General features: G+C 57.9%; 10 protein-coding genes. 8 read left to right on the top strand and 2 right to left on the bottom strand.

What is annotated here, in order from left to right; translation table 11 throughout:
- Positions 1-135 precede the first annotated feature (135 nt).
- The 8 genes from JN12_RS20765 (at position 136) to msrB (ending at position 15124) form a co-directional block, all read left to right on the top strand.
- Positions 136-2469, top strand: a complete 2334-nt coding sequence (locus JN12_RS20765) for a sensor histidine kinase (protein ID WP_246125797.1) — start codon at positions 136-138, stop codon at positions 2467-2469.
- A gap of 48 nt (positions 2470-2517) precedes the next feature.
- Positions 2518-5388, top strand: a complete 2871-nt coding sequence (gene uvrA, locus JN12_RS07985; protein ID WP_145020852.1) for an excinuclease ABC subunit UvrA — start codon at positions 2518-2520, stop codon at positions 5386-5388.
- Positions 5389-5602: 214 nt separating this feature from the next.
- Entirely contained in the window at positions 5603-6928 is a 1326-nt protein-coding gene (locus JN12_RS07980; RefSeq protein WP_145020849.1) for an HD domain-containing protein, read from the top strand.
- 1 nt (position 6929) lies between these two features.
- On the top strand, positions 6930-7481 hold the full coding sequence (locus JN12_RS07975) for a hypothetical protein (protein WP_145020846.1): 552 nt from the start codon (positions 6930-6932) through the stop codon (positions 7479-7481).
- Between the two features lie 68 nt (positions 7482-7549).
- Complete coding sequence (locus tag JN12_RS07970; RefSeq protein WP_145020843.1) at positions 7550-10714, top strand: site-specific DNA-methyltransferase; 3165 nt, start codon at positions 7550-7552, stop codon at positions 10712-10714.
- A complete protein-coding gene (locus tag JN12_RS07965) occupies positions 10705-13803 on the top strand; it encodes a DEAD/DEAH box helicase family protein (RefSeq protein ID WP_145020841.1) in 3099 nt (1032 codons plus the stop codon). The genes JN12_RS07970 and JN12_RS07965 overlap by 10 nt, the downstream gene beginning before the upstream one ends.
- 18 nt (positions 13804-13821) lie before the next feature.
- Positions 13822-14409: a phosphatase PAP2 family protein gene (locus tag JN12_RS07960; RefSeq protein WP_145020838.1), complete on the top strand. Its 588-nt coding sequence runs from the start codon at positions 13822-13824 to the stop codon at positions 14407-14409.
- A gap of 199 nt (positions 14410-14608) precedes the next feature.
- Complete coding sequence (gene msrB / locus JN12_RS07955; RefSeq protein WP_211360517.1) at positions 14609-15124, top strand: peptide-methionine (R)-S-oxide reductase MsrB; 516 nt, start codon at positions 14609-14611, stop codon at positions 15122-15124.
- Between the two features lie 16 nt (positions 15125-15140).
- Here the strand turns inward: msrB and queF are convergent, their stop codons facing one another.
- Both queF and JN12_RS07945 read right to left on the bottom strand, forming a co-directional pair.
- Entirely contained in the window at positions 15141-15569 is a 429-nt protein-coding gene (queF, locus tag JN12_RS07950; RefSeq protein WP_145020835.1) for a preQ(1) synthase, read from the bottom strand.
- A gap of 71 nt (positions 15570-15640) precedes the next feature.
- The coding region (locus JN12_RS07945) for a transposase (protein WP_211360516.1) at positions 15641-15954 on the bottom strand (314 nt) is incomplete at its 5' end.

Below are 15954 nucleotides of genomic sequence, written 5' to 3'. Positions count from 1 at the left end.
ACACTCTTCGTCCAGTTTTTGCTTACAAATGCCAAACAGAAATCCTCTCTAATGGTACATTGTTTCGCTTGATTCCACCTCGTTGCCTGCTATTGTTGATAACGACTAATAATAATTGAGCAGCAGGAGATTTCCTTGGCAAATCGGAACTCCTCAATTAGCAGGCTTGCCATCGCCCTTCTTCTGGGCGTAGCTGGTTTTTTGGGAAACTGGTTCAAGCTCCAGCTCTTTTTCAATGTCGACTTCCTCTTCGGTTCATTCTTCGTCATGCTGGCGGTTGCGCGCTACGGAGTTGCAGTGGCGCTCACTGCCGGCGTGATCGCGGGCAGCGGCTCCTACTTTCTCTGGCATCACCCCTGGGCCATCATCATCTTCACGGCCGAGGCGCTCTTCGTATCACTCCTCAACCGTCGACAACCCGGCAAACTCGTCATTCTGGACACCCTTTTCTGGCTTTGCCTGGGAATGCCGCTTGTATGGCTCTTCTACAAAGTGGTTATGGGTATGGATGCCGAAGTGACCCAGTTCATTGCCCTCCAGCAATCGATCAACGGCATCTTCAACGCCCTTCTCGCCACCGTCGTCATCTATTGCGTACAGCTGGTCAGTCGGACCGGTGGTAAAGGAAAGACGCAACTCATCCCCCTTTCGCAGCTCGTCTTCACGGCCATGGTCGCCGTCAGCATCATCCCGTCATTTGTTTCAGTGGTCCGGGGCGTCGATGGTGAAGTACGGGCCATGGAAAAGGATCTCCTCAGGCGGGTCAATTCCATTGCGGACAGCTCCCGGGACATCCTGAACGTATGGATTTCCAGTAACCAGCAGAGTGTTATTTCACTGGCACAACTGGTCGGAGATCCGAATACCGCACCGTTTGCCCACATGCAGCAGCATACCGAGGCGCTGATAATGGCCAACCCGGCGCTTCTGCGACTGATGGTTGCCAACAGTCGAGCAAAGTCCGTCGCGTTCGCGCCTCTGGTCGATGTCATGGGAAAATCGACGCTGGGGATCGATTTTTCCGACCGACCGTTCATTGCGGAACTGCTGCGGTTGCGCAAACCGCTGGTGTCGGATCTGGAGGTGGCCAGGATCGGGCCTCCCGTTCCCAGGCTGGCCTTTGTTGCACCGGTAATAAAGGATGACGAATATCGTGGGTTCTGTGCGGGCGTCGTTAATCTGGACCGACTGGCCGAGCAACTCACAATCCTCGCCCAAAACCGCTTTGCCGAGATAACAATACTGGATCGTCGGGGAAGGGTTGTGGTTAGCAGTTCCGACAGATGGCAGCCGATGCAGCAGTTCGGCAGGCCTGCTGGCGGGGAAGTGCAAAAATTTGACGACGGCAGCTACCACTGGATTCCCGGTCCGGGGAAAATGACCAGCACGATGCAGCGCTGGCGAAGCTCGCTGTTTGTCAAAGAGGTGAAACTGAATGAAGAACTGCCATGGAACATTGTGGTAGAGGGTTCCTTGATCCCTTACCTCAACCAGGTCAACCAGAAGACCATCGACGAGTTCATGCTGCTCTGGGAGCAGATCATCCTGACAATTGTCGTTTCTTACCTGATTAGCAAAGGTTTTGTCGGCTCGCTGCAAAGGCTGGAAACCATAACCATGGAACTGCCTCATACAATCGCTACGAACACGAATCCCAACTGGCCTGAAACAAGAATCGGGGAACTCTCCAATCTGGTCGGCAATTTCAGGCAGATGGCAGAAGCACTTGGTGATCACATCCGGAAATTGAACGATCTGAACAAGGAACTGGAGAGCTTCTGCTACTCGATCTCCCATGAAATGCGCGCCCCCATTGCACGTCTGGAAGGGTTCAGCAAAATGTTGATTGAATGTGACACCCTTTCGGACCCGGACACCCATGTACACTGCGTGGAACGGATCGAGGCCGCAAGCCGGCAACTACGGGCCGTCATCGACAGTCTGTTGATGATGAACCGGCTTTCGCGGGCAGAGATGACTTCATCTCCGGTGGACCTTTCCGGAATGGCGCAACAGATCGTAGACGAACTGCGAAGAGAGGTTGGGCTGCGGCCCATGACCGTCACGATTGCCCCGAACATCGTAGCCAGGGGGGACCGTCAGATGCTGGAGATCTGCCTGCGGAACCTTCTGGAGAACGCGGTCAAGTACACATCGAAAAAATCCGATGCGGCAATAGAATTTGGACAGATGCAAAAGGCGGGTGAAAATGTCTATTATGTCCGGGACAACGGAGCGGGATTCGACATGGCCTTTGCAAACAAGCTGTTCAAGCCTTTCTCCAGACTTCACAACGACAACGAATTTGAAGGGAGCGGCATCGGCCTGGCAACCGTGCAGCGGATCATCGAACGGCATGGGGGCAGTATCTGGGCGGAAGCATCTCCCGATACCGGGGCAATTTTCTGGTTTACCCTTGGCGAAAGCATGGACCCTGGGCATAGCGATTTTGGTTTTCCTGGTGTATAGTTCCCCCTGCGTCACGAAATTCCCCTCCACAGAGAGCAGATCAACCCCATGGCACACGATACCATCGTCATCAAAGGAGCCTGCGAGCACAACCTGAAGTGCATCGACGTCGAGATCCCCCGGGATCAGCTGGTGGTCATCACCGGCATCTCCGGTTCGGGCAAGTCGACGCTGGCCTTCGACACCATCTATGCCGAAGGGCAGCGCCGCTACGTCGAGTCCCTCTCCGCCTACGCCCGCCAGTTCCTGGAGCAGATGGAGAAGCCGGACGTGGAGTCGATCGAGGGGCTCTCGCCGGCCATCTCCATCGAGCAGAAGACCACCAGCCGCAATCCCCGCTCCACGGTCGGCACGGTCACCGAGATCTACGACTACCTCCGCCTCCTCTTTGCCCGGGTCGGCAAGCCGTACTGCTACCAGTGCGGCAAGCTGATCGCCTCCCAGACCGTCTCCCAGATGGTGGACCAGGTCATGGCCCTGCCCGAGGGAACAAAGATCCAGCTCCTCTCCCCCATGATCCGCGGCCGCAAGGGTGAGTACAGGAAGGAGCTGCTGCACCTGCGCAAGGAGGGATTCACCCGGGTGATCGTGGACAGCGTCCAGTATGAGCTGACCGAAGAGATAGCCCTGGACAAGAACAAGAAGCACGACATCGACATCGTGGTGGACCGGCTGGTCGTCAAGCCGGGTATCGAGCGGCGGCTGGCCGACTCCTTCGAGACCGCCCTGCACCATGCCGAAGGGGTGACCAAGGTGGCCATCGTCGGCGGTAGGGGCGGCGTCTCGCCGCCCGAGGCAGGGCGGGGAAACCCCGCCCCTACAGTGCCGGAAACCATCCTCTTTTCCGAGGCACTGGCCTGCATCGACTGCGGCATCTCCTACCCGGAGATGACCCCCCGCATGTTCTCCTTCAACAACCCCTACGGCGCCTGCCCCGACTGTACCGGCCTGGGGACCAGGATGTACTTCGATGCCGACCTGGTGGTCCCCAACCCTGACCTCTCCATCCGCGAAGGAGCCATCGCTCCGTGGGAGAAGCGGCTCTCCGGCTGGTACCACCAGACCCTGGAGGCGCTGGCCAAGGCCTTTTCATTCGACATCCGCACCCCGTTCAAAAAACTCCCCGAGTCGGTGCAGGAGGTCATCCTGCGCGGCTCCAAGGGAAAAAAGGTCGAGTTCTGGTGGGAGGAGGACGGTGGCCGGCGCCACACCTACCAGAAGGAGTTCGAGGGGGTGCTGAACAACCTGGAGCGACGCTACCGGGAGAGCGATTCCGAGCATGTCCGGGAGGAGCTGGAAAAGTACATGAACGTCATGCCGTGCCCCACCTGCGAGGGGGCGCGGCTCAAGAAGGAATCCCTCTTCATCCGGGTTGGCGAGCGGAACATCCGGGAGGTGACCGCCCTTGCCATCCGCGACTGCCTCGCCTTCTTCGCCGGGCTTGAGCTCACGGAAAAGGAGGCGGAGATCGCCCGCCGGATCCTCAAGGAGATCCGCGAGCGGCTCAACTTCCTGGTCAACGTGGGGCTCGATTATCTCTCCCTCGACCGGACCGCCGGTACCCTCTCCGGCGGTGAGGGGCAGCGGATCAGGCTCGCCACCCAGATCGGCTCATCCCTGGTGGGGGTTCTCTACATCCTGGACGAGCCGTCCATCGGCTTGCACCAGCGGGACAACGCCCGCCTGCTGCAGACCCTCAAGCATCTGCGGGACATCGGCAACACAGTACTGGTCGTGGAGCACGACGAGGAAACCATCCTGGAGGCAGACCACGTCATCGACATGGGACCGGGCGCCGGGGTCCACGGTGGCGAGGTGGTGGCGCAGGGGACACCGGCCGAGATCATGAAGGACCCGGCCTCCCTCACCGGCAGGTACCTATCGGGTGAGCTGACCATCGCCGTACCCAGGGAGCGGCGCAAGGCCACCAGGCACCTGAGGATCGTCGGCGCGACCGAGAACAACCTGAAGGAGGTCACCGTGGAGATCCCCCTCGGCGTGATGACCTGCGTCACCGGCGTCTCCGGTTCGGGCAAATCGACCCTGGTGATCGACACCCTGCACAAGGTGCTCGGCCAGCGTCTCTACAAGAGCCGGGAGCGGGCCGGAGCGGTGAAGGACATCCTGGGCCTGGAGCTCCTGGACAAGGTGATCAACATTGACCAGTCCCCCATCGGCCGGACCCCTCGCTCCAACCCGGCCACCTACACCGGGGTCTTTGCCGACATCCGCGACATCTTTGCCCAGCTCCCCGAATCCAAGCTGCGTGGCTACAAGCCCGGCCGCTACTCCTTCAACGTCAAGGGAGGGCGGTGCGAGGCGTGCAGCGGCGACGGGATCATCAAGATCGAGATGCATTTCCTCCCCGACGTCTATGTCCAGTGCGAGATCTGCAAGGGTGCCCGCTACAACCGGGAGACCCTGGAGGTGCGCTACAAGGGGAAGACCATCGCCGAGGTCCTGGACATGACCGTCTCCCAGGCCCTGGAGTTCATGGGCGCGATCCCGAGGATCAGGAACAAGCTGCAGACCCTGGAGGAGGTGGGGCTCGGCTACATCAGGCTCGGCCAGGCCGCCACCACCCTCTCCGGCGGCGAGGCCCAGCGGGTGAAGCTGGCCAAGGAGCTCTCCAAGCGGGCCACCGGCCGGACCATCTACATCCTGGACGAACCGACCACCGGGCTCCACTTCGCCGACATCGCCAAGCTTTTGGAGGTGCTGCAGAAGCTGGTGGAAGGTGGCAACACCATCGTCATCATCGAGCACAACCTGGACGTCATCAAGACCGCGGACTGGCTCATCGATCTGGGTCCCGAAGGTGGTGACCGGGGGGGAGAGATCGTTGCCGCCGGCACGCCGGAGGAGGTGGCGCTGGTGACCCGGTCGTACACCGGGCAGTTTTTGCGTAAGCTGCTCTGATTTACCTTGAAAATCCTCCTTGATGTGGTGGAATTTCAAGGTGACGCCCTCGTCTGGACTTCTGCGCAACTTTGCACTAAGTGTTTTGGCCCCGTAAGCGAAGAGGTTCTCGTTCGGGCCACTCTTCATTGCGACGTTTTATGTCACTCGATTTTGATATGGTAATTTTGCAGCACATCTGCTATCAAAATTTGTTTAATTCTTAGGCGCCATTATGAGCAAAGATTCTCACGAAATACGCGACCCGATTCACGTCTTCGCCTACTTTGACTCCGATGAGCGCGCCGTCATAAATTCCCGGCCGTTTCAGCGGTTACGCTCCATACATCAGCTAGCGCTGACGTATCTGGTGTATCCCGGCGCCACCCATAAGCGATTCGAGCATTCCATCGGCGTGATGGAACTCGCAGAGCGGGTTTTCAATGTAGTTACGCATCCGCTCCATATCCATCCCAAAGTATCGGGCATCATCCCGCAAAAGCAGGCACAGCTCAGCTATTGGCGCAGGGTCCTTCGCATGGCGGCACTTTGTCATGACCTCGGCCATCTCCCGTTTTCCCATGCCGCCGAAAAGGAACTGCTTCCCAAGGGATGGAATCATGAACGGCTAACCGTGGAGATGCTCCGTAGCCAGGAAATGCGGGATATCTTCGGCGACATGACACCGCCCATTAAAGTCGAGGATGTCGTCAAGGTGGCAGTCGGAGAAAAGGAACTCTCCAAGTTTGAGAAGGTAACGTATTCGCCGTGGGAAACCATTCTCGCCGAGATCATTACCGGCAATGCCTTTGGTGTAGACCGGATGGATTATCTTCTACGGGACTCACATCATAGTGGTGTGGCCTACGGTAAATTCGACCATTATCGCCTTGTCGATACGTTGCGCATCCTGCCGGTCCATAATGATGAAGAAAACAGTGACGAGCCGATGCTCGGAGTGGAAGTCGGCGGAATTCATTCCGCTGAAGCGCTCCTCCTGGCCCGCTACTTCATGTTCACCCAGCTATATTTTCATAGCGTGCGCAGGATCTACGACCAGCATCTGAAAGACTTTCTCCTGGCATGGCTGCCGGGTGGAAACTACTCCACGGATATCGAGAAACATCTGGCCATGACCGACAATGAAGTTACCGCCGCCTTCTGCGAGCTTGCGCGGCAGCCCGGCCATCCGGCGCACGATGTGGCCCGGCGGATCATGACGCGGCAGCACTTCAAAGTGCTTTACGAGCGCAATCCCGATGATCTCGACAGGAACGCGAATGCAGTCAGGGCGGTCTATGCTGCAACATGCCGGGAATTCGGAGAGGAAGCGGTCCGATGCGATGACCCACCACCCAATTCGTCGCAATCCCCCAACTTTCCCATCTTGAAGGGTGATGACCGGATTGTCTGGTCGCTTCAGGAGTCGCAGATTCTTAAAGATAAACTTCCGCCCATCACTGTCGGGCGCGTGTATGTAGCGCCGGAACTCAGAGACAAGGCCCGTAAATGGCTTGATGGCCATCTCCAGGAAATTCTGGAGCATCCGGAGGAGGAATAACATGGAACGTTTGCAAAGAGCCGCCGTCATACTTTCACTGGCGGAAAAATTGTGGGAAAAAGGGAGCTGGTGCGGCGAAACCCACATTCAAAAGGCTGCCTATATCCTGAAGGAAATGCTTGAGGTGCCGCTTGAGAGCGAATTTGTTCTTTACAAGCATGGCCCCTATTCGTTTGACCTCACGGACGATCTGGCCCGTTTCAAGGCTGACGGCATCCTGCAGGAAGAGGTCATGCCGTATCCGTACGGGCCGAGAATAAGGCCGGGGAAGCTTGCTGAGCAGATCAGGTCAAAGTTTCCCAAGACTACAGCAAAATACCTTCCGATTGTTCAGTTTGTTGCGGACAACCTGGGCGACAGCAAGGTTACGGTCCTGGAGCGTCTTGCCACCGCCCTCTATGTTACGCGAGAAGGTGTTGCAGCGGCAGATGTGAGGGCACGCGCCCGGAGGCTCAATGAACTGAAACCGCATGTTCCCCTGGATGAGGCTCAGGAGGCGGTCGAACGTGTGGACAGAATGATTGGGGAGAGTAGGCGACTGAAGGCGGCTTGAGCGAGTTTTTTTGCGAAGGCGAAGATTGCGGTCTTCGCCTTTTTTCTTTGCATACGAAGAGGGGTTTCATGGCAACAGCATTCGACCAGTTCAAAGAGTTTCTCCGCGAGATGTTCCAGTACGACACCAACGATCTGGACTTCGGCATTTTCAAGATTCTGAAGCTCAAGCGGAAATATATCGAGCAGTTCATCAGCGGCGACGGTCCCGACGATCTCAAAGCGACAGTTGACCGGGAACTGGCCAGGGTTGAAAAGGTGGATGCCGAGGCGGCGCGGAACTGGCTGGCATCGTTTGCCTTTTTGTTTGGCGATATGGGTCGGCCGATGTGGGCTGAACTGGAGAAGACGCCGCTTGACGAGGTGAAACAGGCGAGGTTCCGGGCGCTGTTCACGCTCCCCGTTGTCTCGGATACTCAGCGCGAAGAGGCGGAGCGCCACCTGGCGACCTGGCTGGAGTCACAAAAAGTGAACCCGGCCAACATCGAAGAACGGCTCTACAACTACCTGCTGAACTTCTTCGAGCTGTACTACCAGAACGGCGACTTCGGCTACAACAGCCGGGCCGCCAATGCTTTCAAGGTTCCGTACGAGGCCGATTACGACGGCTCGGACACCTTTTTTCACTGGAAGCACAAGGACAGCTACTACATCAAGACCGGGGCCAGTTTCCCCAGCGTCAAGTGCGCAGTGGCGGGGAAGAGTCTGGAATTCCGCCTGGAGACCGGCGCGGAGAGAGAGGTCGAGGCGACGGCCCAGAACAACAACAAGGATAAGGAGATCAAGCTCTACCGGCTGGCGCGGATCGAGGAGCAGGAGGGCGTCTGGCAGGTGGTGTTCCATCTGGCCAAGGCGGGAACAGCGAAAACGGAACTCTACCCCAAACTGTGGGCGACGGTCTTCGACGCCGAAGCCGACCTGACCCCGTACCTGTTCAAGAAAGAGGCCGGCGGCGATGGGGCGAAACCGATCTTCAACGAACTGGCGGCCGACCATGACAAGACCGACGGCGGGCAGGTGAAAGGGGTGAACCAGCTCCGGTTGAAAGAGGAGAGCTATTACAAGGAACTGGCCAAGCGGCCCGAATTCGCCGGGCTGGGGAAGAACGAGGCTGACCGGGTCGAGGCGCTGCAGGCGAACTCCATCGCAGCCGCCCTTTACCAGCTGGACAAGGCGCTGAATCAGTTCTATGTGGGCAACGACGCTGATTACTTCATCCACAAGGATCTGCGCGGCTTCCTCACCAGGGAGAAAGACCGTTTCATCAAGAATGTCATCTTTTCCGACCTGGACTCTCTCCTCAACCGTAACATCGACAACACCACCCTCATCATCGGCCGCGGCTTCAACGCCGTAGCCGGCCGGATCATCGAGTTTCTCGACACCCTGGAGACCTTCCAGCGTAACATCTTCACCCTGAAGAAGAAGGTGATCGACACCCACTGGCTGATCTCCGTAGGGAAGATCCCTGAGAAGTTCCATGGGGCAATCATTGCCAGGCCGGAACAGGTGCGGCAGTTCAGCGAGATGTACGGGGTGACGATTGAGCGAGCGGAGCATCTCAAGGAGCATCCGACCCTGGTGGTAGATACGGGGCTGTTCGATCCCGAGTGGGCGTTGGAGCTGCTGTCAGACCCGGCGTTTGATAATCTGGATGAACAGACAGATGGTTTGCTGATTCACTCGGAGAACTGGCAGGCGTTGAATATTTTGCAGGAAAAATACCGGGGGCAAGTTAAGTGCATCTATATCGATCCGCCATACAATACGGGAAACGATGGCTTTATATACAAGGATAGTTTTAGACATTCCAGTTGGGCCACAATGATGTCCGATCGGTTGTCGGTTTCCGAAAAACTGCTTGCGGATAACGGTGCAATGTTGATCAGCATTAATGATCTGGAGATGCCTTCTTTAGTTCAAGTTGTTGACGGGATGCTACAGAGCCAGAGACAGGAAACTCTGATTTGGAAATCGAGAATATCTGAGGATACACGGTCGCTTACCGGTATATCGAATGATCACGAATACATTGTGGCGCTTGGGGCAAACGGCAATTTGTTATTCAGGGGTGCTGCGAAAGACTTAGCAAAATTTGCCAATCCCGATAACGACCCGAGGGGAAAGTGGCGAAGTGCAGATTTAACCGGTCTTGCCACAAAAGAGCAAAGGCCGAATCTGCACTATGTGTTAGCGAATCCGGAAACGGGAAGAGAGTACTCCTGTCCACCGAAAGGCTGGAGATACGATCAAGAAACCATGAATCAGAAGATCATCGAAAAAAGAATTTTATGGCCTTCAAATGGTGACGGAAGACCGCGCCATAAATTATTTCGTGATGAAATGGAAAGTGAATTCAAACACTTCTCTTCAGTCATTAATGGCATTGGAACAGGCGACGGGACTAGGGATTTATCAGCATTATTTGAAATCCCAACACTTACGTTTCCAAAGCCACAAAAGTTTGTCTCGACCCTTGTTGAACAAGCAACCAATAATACCGAAACTGTCCTCGACTTTTTCGGCGGTTCCGGCACTACTGGTCATGCAGTCATCGCACTGAATAAAACAGACGGCGAAAAAGGCAAACGAAAGTTCGTCCTCGTGGAAATGGGAGCCTACTTCGACACCGTCCTAACACCCCGTATCCAGAAGGTTATGTACTCCCTCAACTGGCGTGACGGCCGGCCCATTGCCGACAAGGTGGATGGTTACCAGGGAATCGTCAAGGTCCAGCGGCTTGAGCAGTACGAAGATCTGCTGGCCAACCTGGAGACGGCCTGGGACGGCGAGACGCTCCCCAAGGGTCTGCCGGTGCAGTACCTCTTCCGCCCCGAGCACAATAGGCTGGTGGCGAGTATCGACCTTTCCCGCCCCTTCACCCAGACGATCAAGGCCGGCAAGACGCGAGAGGAAAAGACCATCGACCTGATGGAAACATGGCTTTATCTGCAGGGGTACTGGATCAAGTCGCGGCGAGTGTACCCCGAGAACGACAGGGACTACCTTGCAGTGGAAACCACCGTCGGCGTGCTGGTGGTCTTTCGCGACATCGACCCCGGCGAGGACGATAGCGCAGCCCTGAACGCCATCATCGACCGCTACAAAGGTGAAAGCGGTGAGTTGGCCGTGACCCGGCTGGAGGTAAACTTCGACGCCGACATCCGTACCGTGAAGCTGCCGGTCTCCCTGGTGCAGGCGGCAGATTTCGACCGGGGCGCGTCATGGAACTGAAGCTCTACAACCGGCTGAAGCGGGAACTGCTGGGGGACTTGGCAACCGCTGCCGAACAGAACAATACCGATTACCAGGCGGTGGTGGAGCGCTACGCCCCGCAGACGGAATCGGGCATACCGCGCCCCTATTCACTGAGCATCCAGGGGTGGCTCAACTTCTACAACCGCCTGATCCCTCGACCGGTGCAGCTCCGCTACTACCAGATCCTGGCCCTCTACTTCACCGAGGCGACGCTGAAGAAGATTCGCAACCGGGAAAAGGGGTACGAAGACCGGACCATGCTCGCCTACTGGATGGCGACCGGCAGCGGCAAGACGCTTCTCATGCACCTCAACATTCTCCAGTTCATCGACCACATCGGCGGCTGGCGGGCCTTCGACGAACTGCAGATCATCCTTACCACGCCTGGGGTCAACCTCATTGAGCAGCACCGCCGGGAAGTGGTTCCTCTCATCGAGAAGCTTAATCAGCAGTGCGCCGGCCGTATCCGGCTCACCATCGACTCCACCCAGTCCCTCCTCAACCGCGAGAAAAACTACTTCGACCTGCCGGACCACAAACGGGTCTTCCGGCTGGTGCTGGTGGACGAGGGGCACATCGGCCTCTCCAGCAGCGGGGCGGAGCTGGGGAAGTTCAAGGAACTGCGCCACAACCTGGCCGACTATCCCAATGCCTTCCTCTTCGAGTATTCCGCCACCTACCACGGCATTGCAGACCGGCACATCGAGGAGTACGGCGAGCAGATCGTCTACGACTACAACTACTATCGCTTCTTCAAGGACGGTTACGGCAAGGATTTCTCCGTGGCCCGCATCGCCGACGACGCCTTCGACGCCGGGCGGGAGTGCTGGGAGAATTTCACCACCGCCTTCCATACCCTGGCAGACAAGCTGACGGCCTTCCAGGAGCTGCGGGTGAGCCTCGCCACCGGCACGGAAGGGCTGCCGTTCACCGGATTCTTCCCGGACAAGCCGCTCCTGGCCTTCATGGGGCGGACCGTGGAGGACAGCAAAGACGAGGGGAAGAGCGACGAGGTTTCCGACATCAGGAAGCTGCTCGGTTTCCTGGCGCGGCTCAGCTTCGAGGAGAAAGAGCGACTGAAGGTGGTCTTTGGCGGCCAGATTGCCGGACCGCTGACTCTTACCCGCTGTCCGGCGGTAACGGACGAGATCCTCCTCTCCTGGGGTGACGGCGAATACTGGGGAATCATCAACGTCGGCAATGGCGACAAGTTTTTCAACGACTCCAAGGACCACCCCGACCTGAAGGGGGCTGACGGCGCCATGCTGGCGCAACTGCGCAAGAGCCCCATAATCGAGTCCCGCTTCCACTTTTCCCAGCTGGACAGTACGGCAAGTCCCATCACCGTGCTCATCGGCAGCCGGAAGTTTGCCGAGGGGTGGAACTGTTTCCGGCTCTCCGTCATCGGCCTGGTCAATCTCGGTTCCACCAAGGGGAACAAGATCATTCAGATTTTCGGCCGGGGGGTGCGGCTGAAAGGGTTGAAAAACGACGGCAAGCGCCATGAAACGGAGCACAACGAGGATTACGAGGCGCTGGCATTGCCCGATACTACCGTGAACCGCCTGCGGCGGCTGGAGACGCTGAACATCTTCAGCCTGAAGAAGAGCTACCTGGACACCTTCCTAAAGGCGCTGGAGGAGGATCTCCCCACCTGGGTGGTGCACCGTACCGTGCCGGTTTCCCCGGCGGCGGTCTGGGTGGGGGGCCGGACCAGGAGCAGGAACGTCGGCTTTGACGAATATCGGGACAAGCTGAAGGTCTTTAAGGTGGGCAAGCACCGGGACGAGCCGACGCTGCTTGCCGTGCGGGCGGATACCGGGCGCTGGTGCTGGCGGTATGTAGGCGACACGGGCGAACTCAGCGAAGATATGCCCGATTTCGCCATCAGTCTCGATTACCGGCCCGACACCACGGCAGGAGGGGCGGATATTGCCGCCGAACTGCTGCAGCGCGTACGGGAGCAGGCCGATTTCCTGCCGATGGTGGAACTGCAGCGAATGGTGGACCGCTGGCAGGAGTCGCGTCGCATCAGGCTCTACCGGGGAAAAGACGGGAAACTTCTTCCAGCTTCCATAGCCTGGCTGCTTGATCTGGTCGGCGCAATCCATTATCAAGCCCATCTGGACGAGAGGAGCTGGCCAGCCGTGGAGCGGCTTCTCTTCCAGACGGTGCAGGACGCACTGGACAAGATCCACCACAAGCTGATCTATGACATCAACACCCGGCGCTACCGTTATGAGGAGCCGCTGGCCCAGGCCCAGGCAGGGGGCGAGGGTGATTTCATCGACCGCTACGATGTGGCCCTGGAATTCCCGGACCAGGCGCGGAAAGAGGCGTTCGAGGCGAAATATCCGACCGATCTTCCGGAACAGCTGACTCTCAGTTTCAACGATCCCCGCAGCATCTATGCGCCGCTTCTCAGTCAGGACAGGGAGGCGCTGGAGAAAGAACTGGGGCTGAAACAGAATTCCTTGAAGCTGGCCATTTCCCCGGATTCGCTCAATGCCGGAGAACGAAAATTCGTCAACGACCTCCACGAATATTTGAGCGGTCCGGTCATGAAGGGGCGCTACGAAAAGCACGAGTTCTACCTGCTGCGCAACGTGCAGAGCCTCCGTTCCGTGGGCATCTACCTGGAGAGCGAGACGCGGGCCTTCTTTCCCGACTTCGTGCTCTGGGTGGTGCACAAGGACAGGACCCACATCATCCTGATCGATCCCAAGGGGCAGACCGGGATCACCGACTGGTCGAAGCTGGAGGAGAACGAAAAAGTCAGGATTGCCACGGGATCGCACCTGCCGGAATTGGCGCGCAAGCTATCCGCTCAACACGGCAAGCCATTCAGGGTTGATTCGTTCATCCTGCTGCGGGATTCCTCGCCTATGGGGAGGCTGAAAACCCAGACCCCGACACCCGATGAACTGCAGATGGTCGAACGGATGAAGGCAAAGCATGTGCTCCGGCTGGATTGGCATGCAAGAAACGAGACGGGAGATAAACAGTCGCACCACTGGCGCGGAAACACGTATCTGGATACTCTGTTCGGGGTCTTAGGTAAGTAGACGGGATAAAGGACCGAGATGAATCCGCAGCTCCACCACGCCCTCTACGGCCCGCAGAGCCTCAACCATCAGCTCTTCATGGCGATCAACCACGCCCACAGCTCCTTGCTGGACCCGGTAATGGAGGCGTTGATCTACCTGGGGGGCTCGCGAATCGTCTACCTCTATGTCGCGATCCTCCTCTGCGTCTCCCTGGTGCGGCGGAAGGCGCTGCCGCTTCGCTACGTCTGGATCTACTGCCTCGCCACGGCCATCGGCATCGGTCTGGAGGAGTGGCTCAAGGAGCTCTTCCGTGTTCCCCGGCCGCCGCTGGCCATCGGGCTCGATCAGGTGCGGGTCCTGGGGGAGGTGAAGCTGAAGAATTCCTTTCCCTCGGGCCACGCACTCTTCGTCTTCATGACCGCCGTCACCCTGTCCCGGCGCCGGGGTCTGGCCTGGAAGGTGCCCCTTTACTCCTTCGCCGTGCTCACGGCCTATTCCCGGGTCTATGTCGGCGCCCACTACCCCCTGGATGTGCTGGCGGGCGCCATGCTGGGCACCGGTACCGGATGGTTGGTCTGGAAAGGATATGAGCTACTGTCCCGGCAGAGGCGGCCATCCGGCTGAGTTCGTCTTCCGTCTATTCCCCGCCCTTGTACCCGCTGAAGATCCCCGTGATGGTTTTTCCTCCGCCGAAGAGCCAGCCGCAATGGAAAGCACGAATGCTGACCGCACTCTCCCGTTGCATGGCCGGTAATCAGGGGTATCCTTTTCTCGAAGCCGGGCATTGACAACAGCTTCAAGGCATGGCACGGAGGAGAGCGTCATGAAGAGATACGGCATACTACTGCTGATGCTGTCTCTGATCGGCATGGGGAGCGGAATCGCGGCAAAGGACGGTGGGCAGATCAGGGTCTTTTCCGTAGCCCAGAAGGGATACGTCATGACGGAGAGAGTGGTCAAGACGGATGCTGAGTGGCGCCAGCAGCTGACGAAGGAACAGTATACGGTGACCCGCAAGAAAGGAACTGAGCGGGCCTTTGCCAACGAGTACTGGAACAATCACGAACAGGGGATCTACCGCTGCGTCTGCTGCGACCTGGAGCTGTTCAGCTCCGGGGCAAAGTACGACTCGGGCACCGGCTGGCCGAGTTTCACCGAGCCGATCGACAAGGCCAATATCCGGACCGTTTCGGACAACACCCTGTTCATGCGCCGGACCGAGGTGCTTTGTGCCCGTTGCGACGCCCACCTGGGGCATGTCTTCGATGACGGGCCGAAGCCGACCGGACTTCGCTACTGCCTGAATTCGGCAGCGCTCAGGTTCGTCAGGAGTCCGTGAAGCAGGTGCTTCAGCTCTAGCGACGGTATTCGGCGGTCGGCCAGAAGGGGATGCCGCCCCGGGGGGTGAACTCGCCGCGCACCGTCAGCCAGACCGGGTCGAGCAGCCGGACCAGGTCGTTGCAGATCCGGTTCACGCATGACTCGTGGAATTCGCCATGCATCCGGAAGGAACCGAGGTAGAGCTTGAGGCTCTTGCTCTCCACGCAGTGCTGGTCGGGCTGGTAGTCAATGACGATCCTGGCGAAGTCGGGCTGGCCGGTCAGGGGGCAGAGTGAGGTGAACTCGGGGCACTCGATGTGGATGGTCCCGACTGCCCCGGCGGGATTACGCTCCGGCATGGCGAACGGGTTTGGGAACGATTCCAGAAGCCCGGCATCCGGCTGGTCGTAGCGATAGTGCGTTGCCCCTTGGCCAAGGGATTTCAGGTTGTCGTGCAGTTCCATGCAACACTCCTCAGGCAGTAATGTCCCCATAGTGCCCAAAACGGGTCGCCTTGCCTAGTACCTATTAACATTTAAAAGTTCGGATAAAGCCTCTTCAGCTTGATCCGGGCATCAGTTGTTGTAAATTGCCAGTCAATCTTATTGGTACAGTTATTTCGGTCTTTTTCCCATGCAGTCACTTCGGCCTGCATTGTTGCCATATCAGGGATCCGGCGATCAAGGCACTGCCCCTTAAGCACGCTGAGTTCAATCTCGGCCATATTCAGCCAACTGCCGTGCTTGGGCGTGTAATGTATATCAAGTCGTTCAGCCAGTCTTCTGGCTTCTTGAGGTTCAAACGTTTCGTAGAGAGAGGCAATGCTGTGGGTATTCAGGTTATCCATAA

Source organism: Geobacter argillaceus (assembly GCF_007830735.1).
Classification (GTDB): domain Bacteria; phylum Desulfobacterota; class Desulfuromonadia; order Geobacterales; family DSM-12255; genus Geomobilibacter; species Geomobilibacter argillaceus.
The sequence above is the reverse complement of the archived record's forward strand: the minus strand, read 5'-3'. Positions and strand labels throughout refer to the sequence as shown.

What these genes read in the sequence shown, in the direction of transcription:
- JN12_RS07975 (WP_145020846.1), top strand. Translation starts at nt 6,930, where the DNA reads ATGGAACGTTTGCAAAGAGCCGCCGTCATACTTTCACTGGCGGAAAAA.
- JN12_RS07965 (WP_145020841.1), top strand. Translation starts at nt 10,705, where the DNA reads ATGGAACTGAAGCTCTACAACCGGCTGAAGCGGGAACTGCTGGGGGAC.
- JN12_RS07970 (WP_145020843.1), top strand. Translation starts at nt 7,550, where the DNA reads ATGGCAACAGCATTCGACCAGTTCAAAGAGTTTCTCCGCGAGATGTTC.
- JN12_RS07980 (WP_145020849.1), top strand. Translation starts at nt 5,603, where the DNA reads ATGAGCAAAGATTCTCACGAAATACGCGACCCGATTCACGTCTTCGCC.
- queF (WP_145020835.1), bottom strand. Translation starts at nt 15,569, where the DNA reads ATGGAACTGCACGACAACCTGAAATCCCTTGGCCAAGGGGCAACGCAC.
- JN12_RS07960 (WP_145020838.1), top strand. Translation starts at nt 13,822, where the DNA reads ATGAATCCGCAGCTCCACCACGCCCTCTACGGCCCGCAGAGCCTCAAC.
- uvrA (WP_145020852.1), top strand. Translation starts at nt 2,518, where the DNA reads ATGGCACACGATACCATCGTCATCAAAGGAGCCTGCGAGCACAACCTG.
- msrB (WP_211360517.1), top strand. Translation starts at nt 14,609, where the DNA reads ATGAAGAGATACGGCATACTACTGCTGATGCTGTCTCTGATCGGCATG.